Genomic DNA, 17220 nt, shown 5'->3' with positions numbered 1-17220 from the left:
GAAAGTTCAAAGGTTTTAACGCCGTTGCCGATAGCCTCCGGTGCGCTCTGGGTATAGGTTCTGAACCTGCCGGGCAAGCATAGGAGGCTCTGGCGGATCTGCCCGCGGCGGCCACTTGTTATGCAAGCCAAATGGCCATCACTGTCTGTATGCTGAGCAGCGTCGAACGGGAAGAGATTTCAATGCAGGGACGTCCATCACGCGATTCAAGCAGTGCCGCCGCCGGCCCGTTGCCAGAGGACCGTGAGCGCGCCACCCAACTGCTGCGCCTGACCGTCATATTCATGCTGCTGGTGATCAGCACCTTCATGGCTGTCGAAGGCTGGCGCGCCTGGCGCGATTACCGCCAGGCGTTCGCAGCGGCCGAGAATTCGGTGAACAATCTGGCCCGTGCGACGGCCCAGCACGCCGAAGACGCCATTCGCCAGGTCGACATCCTGACCTCATTGCTGGCCGAACGTATCGAAGGTGATGGCCTGGAAAATATCGACGTGGGCAGAATGCACGCGCTGATGATCGAGCAGACCCGCATCATGCCGCAGTTGCACGGGCTGTTTGTCTACGATGCCGACGGCAAATGGATTGTCACCGACAAGACCGCTACCCCTGACTCAGCCAATAATGCCGACCGCGATTACTTTATCTACCACCGCACCCATACCGACCGTGCGGTGCTGGTCAGCCGGGTGGTCAGTAGCCGCTCGACCCAGGAACTGATCATTCCTGTCTCGCGCCGCCTCAACAATCGTGACGGCTCATTTGCCGGGGTCATGCTCGGCACCGTCCGGGTCAGTTACTTCGTCGACTATTACGGCGACTTCAAGATCGACGATAAAGGCGCTCTGGTGCTGGCAATCCGTGACGGGACAATTCTGGTGCGCCGCCCCTTCGTCGCCGCGACCATCGGCAAGAGCCTGTCGCAAAGTGAAATATTCACCCGCTATCTGCCCTGGTCCAGTGCCGGGGTGGCCGAGGTCCGCGCGGTGGTCGACGGCACCTGGCGCCTATATGGCTACCGGGCACTGAGCCGCTACCCGCTGGTGGTCGAGGCCGGCATCTCGCGTAGCTCGATCATCGCCCCCTGGCGCCAGGACCTGTTCAAGACCGGCCTCATTCTGTTGCTGCTGATTGCCGGACTGGCCGGTTTTGGGGTTATCGTGATCCGCCAGTTGCGCGCACGCATGAGCATGGAGACCGAGCTGCGCCGGGTACACGGGCTGGTCCGGGACATGGCCCTGACCGACAGCCTGACCGGCCTGGGCAACCGGCGCCGACTGGATCTGGCACTGGCCGAAGAGATTGCCCTGGCCCGGCGGCAGAACACCAGCCTGGCGCTGATCATGCTGGATGTCGATTACTTCAAGCGCTTCAATGACCGCTACGGGCACTCGGCTGGCGATGAGTGCCTGCGCCAGGTCGGCCAGGCCATTGCAGGCACCTTGCAGCGCGAAACCGACCTGGCAGTGCGCTACGGCGGCGAAGAATTCACCATTCTGTTACCCGATACGTCGCCGGCAGCGGCGGCGAAGATCGTCAGTGACCTGCTGGAGGCAATTCGCGGCCTGGCGATCGAACACCTCGACCACCCGGCCGGTCAGGTCACCGCCAGCGCCGGCCTGACAGTCCACGCACCGCGCCGCGAAGACATCACTGCGCAGCTGATGATCAAAAGCGCCGACGCATTTCTGTACGCCGCCAAGCATCGTGGACGAGATCAGTGGTGCGCCGCGCTGCAGCCAGCCAACGAGCAGGCCGCCGCTGCCAGCCCTTGAGTGCTGGCTGGAAAAAAAGCGACGCCCGAAGGCGTCGTAGAGCGGATCAGGCGATCAGTCCTGCCTTGAGTGCCTTGATCCGGGTGTTGATGTCTTGCTGGGCAATTTCCTGCTGTTGCTTCAGTGCCTCGGTAAACTTCTGATCGACCGCCTTCTGCTGCTCAGGACTCATCGCCTCGTACTGCTGCTTGCTGACACCCGTCAATTGCTCACGCAAGCGCTCGCTGGCCGGCTGCTGCATATAGTCAAGGAAGGCCTGCTGCGTCGAGGTCAGGTTCGACCCCTGCTCGGTCGACACTCCGTTGTCACCGTCGGCGACAGAGGCGGACAGCGATGACTGCCCCTGAGTCTTCAGGTTGAGCATCATCCGGGCAAATGACTCGTTATAGCCGGTGTCGCCCTGAGCATTACCTTGTGAGGCGGCACTGCCTGAGCCGGAGCTGAGCGTCGCCGCCGCTGCCTGCGTAATCGTCGGCACAAAGGCGCCAAACTCCTGAGACAGGTCGTCCAGCGTTCTGCGCCCGTTGACGAACCTGGAGGCCAGGCCTTCGAGCGTATTGTTGCTGACAAACATGATTGATCTCCTGCCGTTGCGGGCTTTGTGGCCCCGATGAAGGTTCAGCAAGATAAGTGCCACTGCCGCGAGGCCTTGAATAACAAGGTGTCGGCCAATGCGCACGCGATTCAGCTTGCGCCCCGCTCGGCCATGGCTTGCCAGACCCGGCAAGCCTTTGCCGATCAGTTGGTCAGTGGCAGCATCAGACTGGCTTCAGGCATCGGTCTGGAAAAATGGTAGCCCTGCGCCTGCCCTGCACCGATCTCACGTAGCAGATCCAGGGTGACCGGATCTTCGACACCTTCGGCCACTACCGTCAGATCCAGTGATTCGGCCATGCGCACAATGGCGCGGACGATGGCCCGGCTTCGCGCACTGCTACTGAGTTCAAAAATGAACGACTTGTCGATCTTCAAGCCACTGAAATGGTACTGGTGCACGTAACTCAAGGATGAGAAGCCCGCGCCAAAGTCGTCGAGAACCACCGACACACCGTTGTCCGCCAGTTGCTTCATGGTCTGCCGGGCACGCTCGGGCTCAGCCACCAAAGCCCCTTCAGTCAGCTCAAGACAAATCCGCGACGGCGCTACGCCATGGTCAGCCAACAACGCCAGCACTTCGGCGGCGAACTCCGCCCGTGTGATGCTGTAGGCCGAACAATTGACATGCACGGCTGGCCAGTGCGCATTTTCCGGTAACGCGAGGATCTCGATCACCCGCTGCAACATGTACAGGTCCAGACGACCGATCAGCCGCAAGCCTTCCAGCGCTGACAGGAAGTTGCCCGGTGCAATCACCCGACCGTCCGGTTGATGCCAGCGAATCAGTGCTTCCAGGGCCAATAGCTTGCCACTGGTCACACAGACGATGGGCTGGAAATACGGCACCAGCTCGTCAGTACGCTTGAGCGCATTGCGCAGCGCGCCTTCCTGCTCGATCTGATCAGACACTTCGCGACGCAACTGCTGGTTGAACACCGCAAAACTGTCACGCCCGGCGTTCTTGACCCGATACATGGCGATATCGGCATCGCGCAGCAAGTCGTCAGGTTCTTTATGGAACTGCCGGTCAGCCCCCACCACGCCGATGCTGCACGACGAAAACACCGTATGGCCGTCGATCTGAAACGGCAAGTCAAAGGCCACCAGAATCCGCTCGGCAATCACGCTGCCCATCTCCAGCGACGCGCCTTGCGCCAGCACCGCGAACTCATCGCCGCCGAGCCTTGCCAACAAATCGTTACTGCGCATGCAACTGCGCAGGCGCTCAGCGGCCTGGATCAGCAGATCGTCGCCGCAGTGATGGCCGAGGGTGTCATTGACCAGCTTGAAACGGTCCAGGTCGATGAACATCACGATCAACTGCCGGTCGTCGTCGCAAAACTGCTGCCAGGCCGCCTGCAGGCGTTGCTGCAGATGGCTGCGGTTGGCCAGACCGGTCAGCGCATCGTGGGAGTTCTCGTACTGCAACTGGGCATTGGCCAGGTCCAGCTCACGGGTACGGTCATTAACCCTGGCTTCGAGCTGCAGGTTGGCGGTATGGATGGCTTCGGCGGCGCTGCGCCGTGACAGCGCGGTATCGATGTGCCGCGATACGAAGGTCAGCAGCTCTTGGTCGCGCAAGGTGTAACCCACCTCGGGCGAGTAGCTCTGCACCACCAGGATGCCGCGTACTTGCTCCCCCTCGAACAGCGGGATGCCCAGCCAGGACCAGGAACGATGCGACTCTTTCTGGGCCTCGATCTCGCCCTGGGCCTCCAGGCGCAGGGCTTGTTCCCGATCAATCAGGCAAGGACGCTGTTGACGGATGACATACTCGGTAAAACCCCGCTGGCCACGCCGGGTGCCGGGACGCGCAGTGCGTTCATCGACAAAATACGGAAACGCCACTTCACCGGTCGCGTTGTCATACAGAGCAATGTAGAAGTTCTGCGCCTCAAGCAACTCACCGACAATCACATGCAGGCCATGAAACAGCGCATCCATATCACCCTGCTGGCTGGCCAGCTCGGTGATCTGGAACAAGGCACTCTGCAGATGTTCGGCACGTTCACGATCGACCACTTCCTGACGCAATGCATGATTGGCCGCCGACAACTGCTGAGTGCGCAGCAGCACGGTCTGCTCAAGGTCGGTGCGATGCAGCAGCCGCTCCAGCGCCATGCCCACATGCTGCGCGACCACCTGGAACAACGTGCGGTCTTCTGTGCTGTAAATTCGCGAAGCGTCGTAGACCTGCATCGCCAGCATGCCGAACACCTCGTCGGCGGCGTTTTTCAGCGGCGCCCCCATCCAGAACTCGGGACGTTTGCCGGCGCAGAAGAACCGCCCCTGCGCCTCGCCCAACTCAATGTCATGAGCATCGACGAACAATGACTGGCCGCGGGTCAGCACATGCCCGGTCAGGGTTATCCGCTTTGGATCAAGAAACTCATAGCTGTCTGCGGCGGGCGCATGCTCGTCAGTGTTGTCGATGTAGTAAGGGAAGGTAATCTTGGCCCGCAGGCGGTCGTACAGCGCCAGAGAAAAATTCTCGGCGTCGATCAATGTCGTCAGTTGCTGGTGTACGCCTTTGATGAAGGTGCCGCGATCACGAGTGGAGCTGGCCAGCGAGCTGATTTCGTATAGCACTCGCTGGGTGGTCTGGGCGCGAATCAATGCCGCGCTCTGTAACAGCGACCCCAGATGCAGCGCCAGATCCGCCAGCCACGGAGTGTTAGCACACGATGCGCAAGCCAGCACCCAGCCCAGAGGTTCCTCGCCCATACCGGCGACCCGGCGCTGCAGGCCTCTGGCGCGACAGAATGCCTCGACATCGCTACCGGCAATGCGCTCGGGCCAATCGTAACCCTGACCATCGCAGCCGAGCAGATGCTTGTGCTCACCGGCCAGATAGGCCGCCCAGCGCTGCCCGGGATGCGCCGCTCTCAGTGCGTCAAGCAGCTCAGTAATGGCCGCCGAACGATGGCTGCCAGCCCTGGCCAACGGGTCATGCAGCGAGCGATGGGCATCGTGGATCACTATGGGAACATTCATGAAAGCAGCACATCCATAAACGTGGAGTCAGGTCCCGCATCCTGCTGGGAGAAAAGCTGGCTATTCTAAGCGACCGCCACTGATCGCACATAGCCATAAATGGCCAAGGCCGGCCGACGGGCACCCGCCTGCTCGTCTCCTGGCCGTTGACACGCGGCTCACAGGCGCGCGCAATGGTTATCCGGTTGAAACAATGGAGAAATGAACATGGCTAAGATCAACGTTTTAGCGGGGGATTTTCTTCAAGGTGATGGCGAATATCGCTCGGGCACCATCACACTTGTCACCCCGTTGTTTCCATGGCCGGGTATCAGCTTTCGGCACAGCGACATCAAATCGGTAGAAATCGCCAGCCAGGGACATAATAGAAGCCTTGAAGGCACTCTCGGACGCGGCTTGGCCGGCGCGCTGGTGTTGGGTGCGGTGGGCGCAGCAGCAGGCATGATGCTGGGCGGCGAAGGAAAGGAAATCACCTTTCTGGCGACGCTCAAGGATGGCCGGGCATTGCTGGGCGCTACGGACGACGGAACCTATCGCGCAATGGCGCAGCAAGTCAGCACAGCCTCTGGGACCGGGGATTTCTGATTATTGTTGAAAGAGCCCGGCATGCCGGGCTTTTTCATACGTTCAGAAAACTCTGAACCTTTATCGCTACAAACGGGACAAAGCCTGCAATGGAGCGATCCGTCGCAGACAGGAACTGTAAGAACGATGAAAGCCAGAGCGACCGTTATCTGCAAGCGCGATAACCAGATTCTGTACGTACGCAAACCCAAATCCCGCTGGGCGTTGCCCGGTGGCAAGATAGAAGCCGATGAAACCCCGCAACAAGCCGCGATCCGGGAACTCTGCGAAGAAACCGGACTGCACGACCTCGACCTGCGCTATCTGGCTCAATATCCCGGCAATCAAGTGCTGCATTACGTGTTCATCACCGAAGTGCCACAGCACGAAACACCCCGCCCGCTCAATGAAATCAGCGATTGCCAATGGCTGGCCGACAGTGAAATAGGCCAACGCAAGGCCAGCAATGCGACCCGGCGCATCATCCAGTACCTTGCCCGTCGCCACTGATCCAGCAAAGCAACTGCCAAGCAGTGCACAACTTCACAACCCTGCGCGAACCGCGCCTTGGTGACGAGGTCTTACCGGCATTGAAAACAACCGATGCCGGAAAAACCATGAGCCTGATCGACTGCCCTGAATGCAATGCGCGGATTTCCGATAAAGCCTATGCCTGCCCACAGTGCGGCAACCCGATGAATGCAGGCCCGGGCAATCGCCTGCTCAGCGAAAAGAATATCGGCCAGATTGCCGGTGCGACGGGTGTGTGGCTGACCGCTCCATGGATTGCGCGGATGATCTTTGGCGTGGTGCTAGTGATTGCCGGCGCGGCGGTGCTGATTTTCAGATAAGCCATCGCTGGCAAGCCATATGACCGACAACTGAAACAAGCGCAAAACAAAAAGGGCAACCCTTGCGGATTGCCCTTTTTGTTACCGCCAGCAGAAGCGGATTTGATTTGGTAGGCACGATTGGACTCGAACCAACGACCCCCACCATGTCAAGGTGGTGCTCTAACCAACTGAGCTACGTGCCTGCTGTGGGGCGCATTCTACGGATATCCATAACCCTGTCAATCAGTTTTTTTCACTAAGCCACTGAAAAGATGGATTTTTATAATCCTCTGTGTGAACCCTTCGCGCCTCAAGCGGCTCAAAGAAGCACATGACATCCGATGGAATAATCATCGGGCGTCTTGCTTTTGACGCCAGAATGCCATCATATGGTATTAACACTTTAGTAGAGGTCCGCCATGGTTTCACTAATGACATTGGGTATCGACGAGACGGACTTCTCTTCGGCCACCGTGCAGGCCACCCTGCTTGCAATCACGACCCGCATGAACCGCATGGACAGCAACACCCCGGACGACAGCGGCGAGCTGGCCATGGATTATTCGCAACTTGCACTCTATGCAGACCGGCTGACCAACTTGCTGGCAAGCCCGAGCCTGCTCAAGCGCCCCTGAGCGCAAGGCTTACGCCTCAAGCCGGTTACGCCCCTGCGCCTTGGCCCGGTACAGGGCCTCATCGGCCGCTTCGACGATGGAACCATCCGCCAATTGCTGGCCGTTGAAGCACGCCATGCCGATACTCACACTGACCCGCCCATAGGGGCTGGCAGGGTGAGGGATACTCAGCGCCTCCAGACGCTGCAGTATCAAGGCCGCCACCTCCGACACGCCTTGGCTGTCGGTATCAGGCAGAATCAACGCCAGCTCTTCGCCGCCATAACGAGCAGCCAGGTCAGTGGCGCGCCTGACGCACCCGCCGATCGTCTGGCCAACCGCTTGCAGGCACTGGTCACCCGCCACATGCCCCAGGCTATCGTTGAAACGCTTGAAAAAGTCGATATCGACCAGCAACAGACCCAGTGTCGTGCCATTTCTCTGTGCGCGGGAAGACTCCATGAGCAGACGCTCATCAAAGCAGCGTCGATTGGCCAGACCCGTCAATGGATCCTGCAACGCTAATTGTTCAAGCTTCTCATTACTGCTCAATAACTGTTGCCGAGCAATCAGCAACTCCGATTCGCTTTCAATGCGCCGTTTGATATGCCGTAACAAGACCAGGCCGGCAGCCACGACAAAAACGATCAACACCGCCAATACCGCCAATGACAGCAGCGCTTCAAAACGCCAGTTGCGCAGAACTTCACTCTTCTCCCGGGCGACACTGACCAACAACGGCAACGTGTCACTTTGGCGAAAGGTCGAGATCCGCTCTACACCATCCAGACTGGAAGTAAATGTCGCATTCCCCGAGGAGCGACCCATGAAGTATTTTTTATAAATGGGCGACTGGGAAAAATCGCGCCCCATTTCTTCTTCGCGAAATGGATAACGCACCAGTAATTGGCCGTGGGTAAACGCCAGTGAAATCGTACCGTTGTCACCCACATCAATTTTGCCAAACAGGTCGAGAAAGTTTTTGATGCCCAATGTAGCGGCCACCACGCCGGCGAACTGACCCTGCGAATCATTGACCCGGCGACTGATGGTAATGACCCAGACATCGGTCGAGCGATTCTGGATGGGCGGACCAATGAATATTTCGCTGGAGGCACTGCGCTGGTGATGAATGAAGTACGCCCGGTCAGCGCTGTTAAGGCCTTGTGCATGCAAGCCGGTGGAAGACAACAGCCAGTTACCCTGATGATCGTAAATGGTCAAACCGTTGAGTTGCGGCATGACCTGCTGCTGGGCATGCAGCAATTTATCCAGGCGATCCAGTTGATGCTCGCCAAACCCCTCTGTTTCGAGACGCTCGACCAGACCGTTGAGCAGCATTGAACTCTGCCGCACCACACCATCGGAATAAGTGATCAGTGCCTGCGCGAGATTCGCACCGTTGACATAGACATTATTGAGCGCCGCTTTACGTGCCGTGAACACTTTCCAACCGGTAATGAAGGTCAGTGCAAAACACACCACACATAACAGCACCACGGCGAGGTGAAGATCACGTTTCACTTGAATACCTGAAAGCAAATGCGCGTTCAGCTTGGCCAACTGTTGTCGCAATGGCAAGCCTGACCATCGGGCGCGCGACAAGCCCCGCCGTTCAGGGCGGGGAAGGATAGCGCGGACGGCGTAGCCGTCCCTGGTTACCGTGGGGTGTCTGCTGCTGCTCGATGGACGCACCGCCACAGGATTATGCGAAGTAACATGGCGACACAGATACCCTTCTACGGCGGTATTTCGTTACAAAGACCCCATGGGCATGCACCTTGAAAGCACCGTGCCGTCCGCGCCTAATGGCGTCTTCATTGCTCATGGCTCAAGAGCAGCATGCAACGACTTCAAGCCTTCAAGTACGAACTCATGCCAGACGGCCGGCAGGAGCGGCAAATGCGCCGCTTTGCGGGCTCCTGTCGCTTCGTCTTCAACAAGGCGCTGGCGTTGCAGAAGGAACGCCACGAGCAAGGCGAGAAGAAGCTCGGCTATGCGGGCCTGTGCAAGTTGCTGACCGAATGGCGCAATAGCCCGCAAACCGCATGGCTGGCCGATGCGCCTGTTCACCCATTGCAACAGGGCCTCAAGGATCTGGAGCGGGCCTACGCCAACTTTTTCGCCAGACGAGCCGACTTTCCCCGACTCAAGAAGAAGGGGCAGCGCGATAGTTTCCGCTATCCCGCCCCGAAACAGATCAAGCTCGACCAGACCAACAGTCGCCTGTTTCTGCCCAAGCTGGGCTGGCTGCGCTACCGCAACAGCCGCGAGGTGCCTGGCACGGTGAAGAACATCACCGTGAGCCAGTCGTGTGGCAAGTGGTTCGTGAGTATCCAGACCGAACGCGAGATCGATGAGCAGCCCACGGCGCAGGGTGCGGCAGTCGGCATCGACATGGGCATTGCCCGGTTCGCCACGCTTTCGGATGGTTCGTTCTACGCACCCCTCAACAGCTTCAAACGCCATGAGACCGCGCTGTGCAAAGCGCAGCAGGCGATGAGCCGCAAGGTCAGATTCAGCCGCAACTGGAAGAAGGTGAAAGCCCGCATCCAGCGCATTCATTCCCGAATCGGCAATGCCCGCCGCGACTACCTGCACAAGTGCTCCACCACGATCAGCCAAAACCACGCGATGGTGTGTATCGAGGACTTGCAGGTACGCAATATGTCCAGGTCGGCGGCAGGTACGGCCGAGGCGCCGGGAAGAAACGTTCGGGCCAAGTCTGGCCTGAACAGGGCCATCCTCGATCAGGGCTGGTTCGAGTTCCGTCGGCAACTGGACTACAAGCTGGCGTGGCGCAGCGGCTGGCTGATTGCCGTACCGCCGCAAAATACCAGCCGCACGTGCCCCTGTTGCGACCATGTGTCGGCGGCCAACCGCCAGACGCAAGCGCTGTTCAGGTGCGTGGGATGTGGTTTCGAAGGCAACGCCGATGTGGTTGGCGCGATCAATGTACTAAGGGCGGGACACGCCCGGTTAGCCTGTGAAGTGAGCGCAGAGGTCATGGCGCCAGCAGCAGGAACCCACCGAAGCGACTCGGGGGCGGCCCGATGCCGCGCCTGAGCGCCGTAGGAATCTCCGGCCTTCAGGCCGGGGAGGATGTCAAAGGTACTGCAATTAAAAGTGCGCCGCCGGACGGTCGTTAGGGGCGTTTACGTTTCATCACAACCGCGCCGAGGTCTATTTTGTCGGCCTGCATAGGCTTCACTCTGCTGAAGTGTGTGTGACAAAACAGCCACGGCCCTGCGGGTTGCGCCCCAAATCGCGCCAGCTCGGGCGGCGCTCCGCTCGTTGAAGGACTTGAAAAGGGAGCGACCATTTCCTGCGTCCTTCGCCTCGCCTGACACGGTTTGGCGCTGCAACGCGGCCTGCGCTGAAACGTCAACAGCCCCTAGGGACGCCAATGATGCTCTTTGCGCGAACAGTCATGAATCAAACGAACATTATCAAAAGCACAAAACAAAAAGGGCAACCCGAGTGGGTTACCCTTTTTGATACCGCCAGCAGGGGCGGATTTGATGTGGTAGGCACGATTGGACTCGAACCAACGACCCCCACCATGTCAAGGTGGTGCTCTAACCAACTGAGCTACGTGCCTGCTGTGGGGCGCATTCTACGGATAACCATAACCCTGTCAACGGTTTTTTTTCGCTAACGTACTGAAATCGAAAACTTTTTATGGGCAACCGGTGTTGCGTGTCAAAAATCTCGGGTAGGATCAGCTCATTCGTCAATAATTTTAAACGGAACCCTCGAATGGCGAACATCACATACCCTCAGTCGTTTTATGCCGCTTCAGCCAATCCTGCGCCCGTACATGCCGCCCTGCAAGGCGAGGCACAGACCGATGTATGCATCATTGGCGCCGGCTACACCGGACTTTCCAGTGCGTTGTTCCTGCTGGAGCACGGCTTCAAGGTCACGGTACTGGAAGCCGCCAGGGTCGGCTTCGGCGCCTCAGGGCGCAACGGTGGCCAGATCGTCAACAGCTATAGCCGCGACATCGACGTGATCGAACGCAGCATGCCGGCCGACCAGGCGCGGCTATTGGGGGACATGGCCTTCGAGGGGGCACGAATCATTCGTGATCGGGTGGCACGCTACGGCATCGACTGCGACCTCAAAGACGGCGGCGTGTTCGCCGCACTGAACCCACGGCAGATGGGCCATCTGGAAGCGCAAAAGCGTCTCTGGGAACGCTACGGGCATAACCAGCTTGAACTGCTGGATGCATCGCGCATGCGCCAGGTCGTGGCCTGCGACCAGTATGTCGGCGGCATGCTGGACATGAGCGGCGGGCATATTCACCCATTGAACCTGGCGCTGGGCGAAGCCGCTGCAGTGCTGGCATTGGGCGGGGTAATCCATGAACAATCAGCGGCCACCCGCATTGAGCGCGGCGCCAACCCGGTCGTGCACACCGCTCAGGGCCGGGTGCGGGCCAAATTCGTCATCGTTGCCGGTAATGCCTACCTGGGCAACCTGGTGCCGGAGCTGGCCGCCAAGTCCATGCCGTGCGGCACTCAGGTGATCACCACCGAACCATTGAATGAAGAGCTGGCCCGTTCGCTGCTGCCCGATGACTACTGCGTCGAAGACTGCAATTACCTGCTCGACTACTACCGCCTGAGCGCCGACAAGCGTCTGATTTTTGGTGGCGGCGTGGTCTACGGCGCGCGCGATCCGGCCAACATCGAAGCCATTATCCGGCCCAAGATGCTCAAGGTATTCCCGCAGCTCAAAGACGTGAAGATTGACTACGCCTGGACCGGCAACTTCCTACTGACCCTGTCGCGCCTGCCGCAGGTCGGTCGGCTGGGCGACAACATCTATTATTCCCAGGGTTGCAGCGGCCATGGCGTGACCTATACCCATCTGGCCGGCAAGGTGCTGGCTGAAGCCCTGCGCGGGCAGGCCGAACGCTTCGATGCGTTTGCCGGCCTGCCGCATTACCCCTTCCCTGGCGGCCAGATGCTGCGCACTCCGTTGACGGCACTCGGCGCCTGGTATTACAGCCTGCGCGACAAGCTCGGCTTTTGACCCGCCCAAGTTGACCCGCCCACGTGCGGCAGTTACTGCCCTGCCTGGCGGGTCAGCGCCTTGCGCGCCTCACCGGCGGCCTGCTCCTGGCCCGCTCGGGATAACTCATCAGCGGCTTGCAACCAGCGCTGCTGATCGACCCTGGCCGGCAGTTGCCGTGCGCCCTGCACCAGCACCGCCCAGTGGCCAGCATCTGCCCAGGCGGAAGTGAAGCTGCTGAAGCTCATGGTCTGACGCGGGTTCATGCCCGCCTGGAGAATCACCACGTCGCGGTAACGGTCGTAGCCTTTGAGCACGGCATAGCGCGGCTCCTTCCACAGCACCGCGCCCTCGCTGAAGCGCACCAGCACCGGATAGCCCGCCGCGACCTGAGTCATTAACGCGCGAAAGTTCTGGTCCAGCGGGTAGACCACAAATCCGTACTCGCGGGCGACCCGCTGCAGGTTCTGTTCAAGTTGCGCCTCGGCACCCGGCAGTTGCAGATTCTTTTCCAGCAACCCCGGCGTCGTACCAACCTTATGATTGGCCAACATGCTGGCCAGCGCGCCCGGCCCGCTCTGGTAGGCATTGCCACGAAACACCGGCACGGCCTTGAGTTCGACCCGATCGGGCAAGCCTTGTGGGTCCGGCGGTATCGCCGCCAGACGATGTGCTGAAGCGCCACAGCCAGCCAGCAGCGACAGCATGAGCACGGCCAGCACGCCCCTGGCCGCCTGCAATGGAAAAGATACCGACAGCATGTTCCCTCACTTTTTCGAACGCCAGGCAACCGCTGACCTGACGGGAACGCCGATCATAGAGCCCTGCCCTGCGTCGGTATAGCCCGGTGGCGCAGTCTGCGGCGGTCAATAGATCAAAACGGTCGAAGCACAACGCCATTGGTCAACTTGGCGCAACACTTCCCGGACTAGACTGTCGGTTATCTAGAGAGCACTAGAGAATACGTGGAGGCACACCATGAGCCCGGAAATGACCATCGTGATGCTGATCGCCGCCTGGCTGGCCGTTGCATGCGCCATGCTATGGGGCGTCATGCGCATCGCCCGCCGCCATCATCAGCCGCTACGCCAGCCACCTCAAGTCCGACCGGCAGCCCTGCCGTCACAGCCGCTTGCCAAGCACAAGAGCCAGCCTGCCGCCGCACACTGAGCCCCGGCCACTGCTGCATCCGCCATTGCCAAGCCACAAAAACCAACGGCCGATCCCCTCACAGGGATCGGCCGTTGGCTTTATCCGCAGCGCCGTTACTGGGCAGCAGCGGCTTTCTTGCGTTTGGCGCGACGGGCCATCATGTTCAGCATCTCGATCAGCGCCGAGAAGGTCATGGCGGCGTACACGTAGCCTTTCGGTACGTGGGCACCGAAGCCTTCGGCGATCAGGGTCATACCGATCATGATCAGGAAGCCCAGGGCCAGCATCACCACCGTCGGGTTATCGTTGATAAACTTGGCCAGCGGTTCAGCAGCGACCAGCATCACCACCACCGCAGTCACTACCGCGATGATCATGATCGGCAGGTGTTCGGTCATGCCCACCGCAGTAATGATACTGTCGATGGAGAACACCAGGTCGAGCAACAGGATCTGCGCAATGGCCGCGCCCATGCTCAACGCTACCTTACCGCCAACAGTCGCCTCTTTCTCCTCGGCATGGTCCATGCTGTGGTGGATTTCCGTGGTCGCCTTCCAGACCAGGAACAGACCACCGGCAATCAGGATCATGTCTTTCCAGGAGAACGCCTGACCCAACACCTCGATGACCGGCTCGGTCAACTGCACGATCCAGGCCACCGTACCGAGCAGGCCCAGACGCATGATCAACGCCATGCCGATACCCAGACGGCGCGCCTTCTCGCGCTGATGCTCGGGCAACTTGTTGGTCAGAATCGAAATGAAGATCAGGTTATCGATACCCAGCACGACTTCCATCACCACCAGCGTTGCCAATGCGATCCAGGCCGCCGGGCTGGTCGCAAGTTCCAACAGGTATTCCATAGTCATGCCCTGCTTATACAAGAGTTAATGAGATCAGATTTCCTGGCCGTTTTTTTCGCTTTCAGCCTTGGGCTTGGGCGCTGGCTCTATCACTGACAATTCGTCTTTGGCCTCTTCCAGCGCCTTGGTGGCCGCCTTGTGAGTGTCGTCGATGGCTTGTTTGGCCGAGTTGGCCGCAGTATCGAGCAATTGCTTGCCGGATGATTCAACCTGATCACAACCACTGATGACAACCAGCGAACAGGTCAAGAGTGCAGCATACATAGCGCTTTTCATGATTCCCTCAATGAGCGATGCCGGCAACTTCAAATGTGCCCGGCGTTGGGAAGCATTCTAATGACTCTGAAACATCCGGAAAATTCGTATTTACAAGTTATATACTTCGGTTTTTACGAACTATGCGATCGCTATGCTCAATTATCGACAATTGCACTATTTCTGGGTGGTGGCCCGTACCGGCAGCATCGTGCGTGCCGGTGAGCAATTGAACCTCACTGCACAAACCATCAGCGGGCAAATCAGCCTGTTGGAAGACAGCCTGGGCGTGGATCTGTTCCAGCGCGTCGGTCGCCAATTGGAATTGACCGAGGCAGGCCGGCTGGCCTTGCCCTACGCCGAGCAAATGTTCCAGCTCGGTAACGAACTGGAAAGCGTGCTGCGCTCACAACCCGGTGAACAGCACACGCTGTTCAGGATCGGCGTGGCCGACGTGGTGCCCAAGTCGATTGTCTATCGCCTGATCGCTCCGACCATGGAGCTCAACGAGCCAATCCGCATCACCTGCCGCGAAGACAAACTTGAACGCCTGCTCGCCGACCTGGCCATCCAGCGCCTGGACATGGTGGTGTCTGACAGCCCCATGCCGCCGCACCTCGACATCCGTGGCTACAGCCAGAAACTGGGCGAATGCGGGGTCAGCTTTTTTGCCACTGAAGAAGTGGCGCAGCGTCTGACCATGGAGTTTCCACAGGCGCTGGACGGCGCTCCGCTGCTGATTCCCGGCCAGGACACCGTGGTACGCGCCAGGCTGATGCGCTGGTTTGCCGAGCAGAAAATCCGCCCGCGGATCATCGGTGAATTTGATGACAGTGCCTTGATGAAGGCCTTCGGGCGCTCCGGCAGCGGTGTATTCGTCGCCCCCAGCGTGATTGCCCACGAGGTCCAGGAGCAATATGGCGTACGCCTGATTGGCCAGACCGAGGCGGTGACCGAGTCGTTCTACGCCATTACCGTCGAGCGCAAGGTCCGCCATCCAGGCGTGGTGGCCATCACCGAGGGCGCACGCAGCAAGCTGTTCAGCGACTGACTGCGGTCGGCAGCGGATCGAACCTGAGCATCGCCAGGGCCAGCAGGATCGCCAGGCCGACGATGGCGGCAGCGGCCACGCCGAGATAGGTCAGCCCCAGGCTGTCGATCACCCGTCCACCGATCATTGCCCCCAGGCCGATACCCAGGTTACCGCCCGCCACGTTCAGCGACGCGGCGAAGGCCGGCGCCTGGGGCGCGGCCTTCATCAAGCGCACATGGCAGACCAGAAACAGCGCCGCCTGGTTGATGCCCCAGACGATCAGGGCCGCCATCAGCGCGGCAATCGAGCCCACGCTGGGCACCACCGCCAGCATGCCGACGCTGAGCAAGGTACAGAATGTCAGGCTGGCCACTAACGGGTGACGATCAACCATACGCCCGCCCAGTGCATTGCCAATCAGGCCCACTGCGCCAAAGCCCATCAGACACCAGCCCACCACCGTACCGTCGAAACCTGCCAGACGCTCAAGCATGTCGGCCAGGTAGGTGTAGGCGGTGAACATGCCGCTGAACACCAACACCGAGAGCAGCACATGGCCCAGCATCAACGGGCTGCGCAGAATGCCCAGTTGCTCGCGCATCGATACGGCGTGAGCGGGGCGGCTGGCCGGCAACCAGATGAACAACAACAAAGCCTTGAGCAGTGCCAGACCCGCCACCACGGCGAACGCCATGCGCCAGCCAAACGCATCGCTGATCAGGGTGCCGACCGGAATGCCGAACACCATGGCCAGGATGATCCCGACCCCGAAACGCGCCACCGCCCTGCCCGCGTGTTCCGGGCCTGCAAGATTGACCACGGTCTCGCTGGCCAGCGACCAGAACACCGGCAAGGCCAGCGCCGGCAGCAGCCGCGCCAGGGCCATCACGCCATAATTGGGCGCCACGGCGGCCAAACCATTGGCCAGGCCGAACAGCACCAGCACGCCTATAAACAGCCGGCGCCGCTCGAAGCGCGTAAACCAAGCGGTCAGAAATGGCCCAAGGGCTGCCACAGTAAACGCGAACAGGGTCACCAGCAGGCCGGCTTGAGAAATCGAAACGCCCAAATCGCGGGCCATGGCAGGCAACAAACCGACAATCAAAAACTCCGTGGTCACCACCGTGAAGCCGGCGGCAGACAACAGATAGACAGCTAACATCAGAACACTCCAACAACGATACGCCCCGCATGCGGGCCGTCGGGTGAAACAGAAGCCGAAAAGCCTCTGACATAAAGATGCGGCGATTCACAAAGGCGCGGCAATTATAGACAGCCGGGGCTGGCATGTTGTTGCGGGTTTTGCGCTAGGGGCTGTTGCCGTTTCAGCGCAGGCCGCGTTGCAGTGCCAAATCGTGTCAGGCGAGGCGAAGGGCGCAGGAAATGGTCGCTCCCTTTTCAAGTCCTTCAACGACGCATGGCGCGATTTGGGGCGCAACCCGCAGGGCCGTGGCTGTTTTGTCGCACGTATTCCAACAGGTGAAGCCTATACAGGCCGACAAAACAGACCTCGGCGCGATT

Annotated in this window: 16 protein-coding genes and 2 tRNA genes; 9 read left to right on the top strand and 9 right to left on the bottom strand. The window is 59.8% G+C overall.

Going from position 1 to position 17220, the window contains the following annotated elements; all coding sequences use genetic code 11:
* The first annotated feature begins 182 nt into the window (after nt 1-182).
* Complete coding sequence (locus tag NJC40_RS18140) at nt 183-1772, top strand: sensor domain-containing diguanylate cyclase (RefSeq protein WP_253139817.1); 1590 nt, start codon at nt 183-185, stop codon at nt 1770-1772.
* 46 nt (nt 1773-1818) lie between these two features.
* Here the strand turns inward: NJC40_RS18140 and NJC40_RS18135 are convergent, their stop codons facing one another.
* Both NJC40_RS18135 and NJC40_RS18130 read right to left on the bottom strand, forming a co-directional pair.
* Nucleotides 1819-2346 carry a type 2 periplasmic-binding domain-containing protein gene (locus NJC40_RS18135; protein WP_045490484.1) on the bottom strand — a complete coding sequence of 176 codons (528 nt, stop codon included), beginning with the start codon at nt 2344-2346 and terminating at the stop codon, nt 1819-1821.
* 164 nt (nt 2347-2510) lie between these two features.
* On the bottom strand, nt 2511-5363 hold the full coding sequence (locus tag NJC40_RS18130) for a bifunctional diguanylate cyclase/phosphodiesterase (RefSeq protein WP_084710040.1): 2853 nt from the start codon (nt 5361-5363) through the stop codon (nt 2511-2513).
* A 207-nt stretch (nt 5364-5570) separates the two neighbouring features.
* Between NJC40_RS18130 and NJC40_RS18125 the strand changes: the two genes are divergently transcribed.
* The 3 genes from NJC40_RS18125 to NJC40_RS18115 all read left to right on the top strand — a co-directional run bounded on the left by NJC40_RS18125 (nt 5571) and on the right by NJC40_RS18115 (nt 6778).
* Entirely contained in the window at nt 5571-5948 is a 378-nt protein-coding gene (locus NJC40_RS18125) for a hypothetical protein (RefSeq protein ID WP_045490483.1), read from the top strand.
* Nucleotides 5949-6074: 126 nt separating this feature from the next.
* The gene (locus NJC40_RS18120; RefSeq protein ID WP_045490481.1) at nt 6075-6437 is read left to right on the top strand and encodes an NUDIX hydrolase; all 363 of its coding nucleotides are present in this window, start codon (nt 6075-6077) and stop codon (nt 6435-6437) included.
* Nucleotides 6438-6544: 107 nt separating this feature from the next.
* Nucleotides 6545-6778, top strand: coding sequence for a zinc-ribbon domain-containing protein (locus tag NJC40_RS18115; protein WP_045490480.1), 234 nt, complete (start codon nt 6545-6547; stop codon nt 6776-6778).
* A gap of 108 nt (nt 6779-6886) precedes the next feature.
* On the opposite strand, the gene NJC40_RS18110 is transcribed toward NJC40_RS18115, so the two are convergent.
* Nucleotides 6887-6963 (bottom strand) — tRNA-Val (locus tag NJC40_RS18110).
* A gap of 216 nt (nt 6964-7179) precedes the next feature.
* Here NJC40_RS18110 and NJC40_RS18105 point away from each other — a divergent pair.
* On the top strand, nt 7180-7395 hold the full coding sequence (locus NJC40_RS18105; RefSeq protein WP_144403290.1) for a hypothetical protein: 216 nt from the start codon (nt 7180-7182) through the stop codon (nt 7393-7395).
* A 9-nt stretch (nt 7396-7404) separates the two neighbouring features.
* Here NJC40_RS18105 and NJC40_RS18100 read toward each other — a convergent pair whose 3' ends face one another.
* Nucleotides 7405-8898, bottom strand: a complete 1494-nt coding sequence (locus NJC40_RS18100) for a sensor domain-containing diguanylate cyclase (RefSeq protein WP_253139819.1) — start codon at nt 8896-8898, stop codon at nt 7405-7407.
* A gap of 318 nt (nt 8899-9216) precedes the next feature.
* Between NJC40_RS18100 and NJC40_RS18095 the strand changes: the two genes are divergently transcribed.
* A complete protein-coding gene (locus tag NJC40_RS18095; protein ID WP_253139821.1) occupies nt 9217-10440 on the top strand; it encodes an RNA-guided endonuclease InsQ/TnpB family protein in 1224 nt (407 codons plus the stop codon).
* Between the two features lie 458 nt (nt 10441-10898).
* Here NJC40_RS18095 and NJC40_RS18090 read toward each other — a convergent pair.
* Nucleotides 10899-10975: transfer RNA gene (locus tag NJC40_RS18090), tRNA-Val, on the bottom strand.
* A gap of 158 nt (nt 10976-11133) precedes the next feature.
* Between NJC40_RS18090 and NJC40_RS18085 the strand changes: the two genes are divergently transcribed.
* Entirely contained in the window at nt 11134-12417 is a 1284-nt protein-coding gene (locus NJC40_RS18085; protein WP_253140508.1) for an NAD(P)/FAD-dependent oxidoreductase, read from the top strand.
* Nucleotides 12418-12449: 32 nt separating this feature from the next.
* Here NJC40_RS18085 and NJC40_RS18080 read toward each other — a convergent pair whose 3' ends face one another.
* Nucleotides 12450-13157: a peptidase C39 family protein gene (locus NJC40_RS18080; RefSeq protein ID WP_492180367.1), complete on the bottom strand. Its 708-nt coding sequence runs from the start codon at nt 13155-13157 to the stop codon at nt 12450-12452.
* A 217-nt stretch (nt 13158-13374) separates the two neighbouring features.
* Here NJC40_RS18080 and NJC40_RS18075 point away from each other — a divergent pair, with 217 nt between their 5' ends.
* On the top strand, nt 13375-13566 hold the full coding sequence (locus NJC40_RS18075; RefSeq protein ID WP_253140507.1) for a hypothetical protein: 192 nt from the start codon (nt 13375-13377) through the stop codon (nt 13564-13566).
* Between the two features lie 95 nt (nt 13567-13661).
* Here the strand turns inward: NJC40_RS18075 and NJC40_RS18070 are convergent, their stop codons facing one another.
* Entirely contained in the window at nt 13662-14411 is a 750-nt protein-coding gene (locus tag NJC40_RS18070) for a TerC family protein (RefSeq protein ID WP_045490471.1), read from the bottom strand.
* A 33-nt stretch (nt 14412-14444) separates the two neighbouring features.
* Nucleotides 14445-14687, bottom strand: coding sequence for a hypothetical protein (locus tag NJC40_RS18065; protein ID WP_045490469.1), 243 nt, complete (start codon nt 14685-14687; stop codon nt 14445-14447).
* Nucleotides 14688-14820: 133 nt separating this feature from the next.
* On the opposite strand from NJC40_RS18065, the gene nhaR reads away from it, so the two are divergent.
* On the top strand, nt 14821-15717 hold the full coding sequence (gene nhaR, locus NJC40_RS18060; protein ID WP_253140506.1) for a transcriptional activator NhaR: 897 nt from the start codon (nt 14821-14823) through the stop codon (nt 15715-15717).
* Here the strand turns inward: nhaR and NJC40_RS18055 are convergent.
* Nucleotides 15707-16861, bottom strand: coding sequence for an MFS transporter (locus NJC40_RS18055; protein WP_492180366.1), 1155 nt, complete (start codon nt 16859-16861; stop codon nt 15707-15709). The two genes, nhaR and NJC40_RS18055, sit on opposite strands and share 11 nt — an antisense overlap.
* Nucleotides 16862-17220 lie beyond the last annotated feature (359 nt).

Source organism: Pseudomonas sp. 21LCFQ02, assembly GCF_024129895.2.
Lineage (GTDB): Bacteria > Pseudomonadota > Gammaproteobacteria > Pseudomonadales > Pseudomonadaceae > Aquipseudomonas.
This window is presented reverse-complemented; position numbering and strand designations above follow the sequence as displayed.

Excerpts from the sequence above, each read along its gene's own strand:
- nhaR (WP_253140506.1), top strand. The coding sequence starts at position 14,821 with ATGCTCAATTATCGACAATTGCACTATTTCTGGGTGGTGGCCCGTACC.
- NJC40_RS18115 (WP_045490480.1), top strand. The coding sequence starts at position 6,545 with ATGAGCCTGATCGACTGCCCTGAATGCAATGCGCGGATTTCCGATAAA.
- NJC40_RS18055 (WP_492180366.1), bottom strand. The coding sequence starts at position 16,861 with ATGTTAGCTGTCTATCTGTTGTCTGCCGCCGGCTTCACGGTGGTGACC.
- NJC40_RS18105 (WP_144403290.1), top strand. The coding sequence starts at position 7,180 with ATGGTTTCACTAATGACATTGGGTATCGACGAGACGGACTTCTCTTCG.
- NJC40_RS18085 (WP_253140508.1), top strand. The coding sequence starts at position 11,134 with ATGGCGAACATCACATACCCTCAGTCGTTTTATGCCGCTTCAGCCAAT.
- NJC40_RS18130 (WP_084710040.1), bottom strand. The coding sequence starts at position 5,363 with ATGAATGTTCCCATAGTGATCCACGATGCCCATCGCTCGCTGCATGAC.
- NJC40_RS18140 (WP_253139817.1), top strand. The coding sequence starts at position 183 with ATGCAGGGACGTCCATCACGCGATTCAAGCAGTGCCGCCGCCGGCCCG.
- NJC40_RS18075 (WP_253140507.1), top strand. The coding sequence starts at position 13,375 with ATGAGCCCGGAAATGACCATCGTGATGCTGATCGCCGCCTGGCTGGCC.
- NJC40_RS18080 (WP_492180367.1), bottom strand. The coding sequence starts at position 13,157 with ATGCTGTCGGTATCTTTTCCATTGCAGGCGGCCAGGGGCGTGCTGGCC.
- NJC40_RS18065 (WP_045490469.1), bottom strand. The coding sequence starts at position 14,687 with ATGAAAAGCGCTATGTATGCTGCACTCTTGACCTGTTCGCTGGTTGTC.
- NJC40_RS18125 (WP_045490483.1), top strand. The coding sequence starts at position 5,571 with ATGGCTAAGATCAACGTTTTAGCGGGGGATTTTCTTCAAGGTGATGGC.
- NJC40_RS18070 (WP_045490471.1), bottom strand. The coding sequence starts at position 14,411 with ATGGAATACCTGTTGGAACTTGCGACCAGCCCGGCGGCCTGGATCGCA.
- NJC40_RS18095 (WP_253139821.1), top strand. The coding sequence starts at position 9,217 with ATGCAACGACTTCAAGCCTTCAAGTACGAACTCATGCCAGACGGCCGG.
- NJC40_RS18120 (WP_045490481.1), top strand. The coding sequence starts at position 6,075 with ATGAAAGCCAGAGCGACCGTTATCTGCAAGCGCGATAACCAGATTCTG.
- NJC40_RS18135 (WP_045490484.1), bottom strand. The coding sequence starts at position 2,346 with ATGTTTGTCAGCAACAATACGCTCGAAGGCCTGGCCTCCAGGTTCGTC.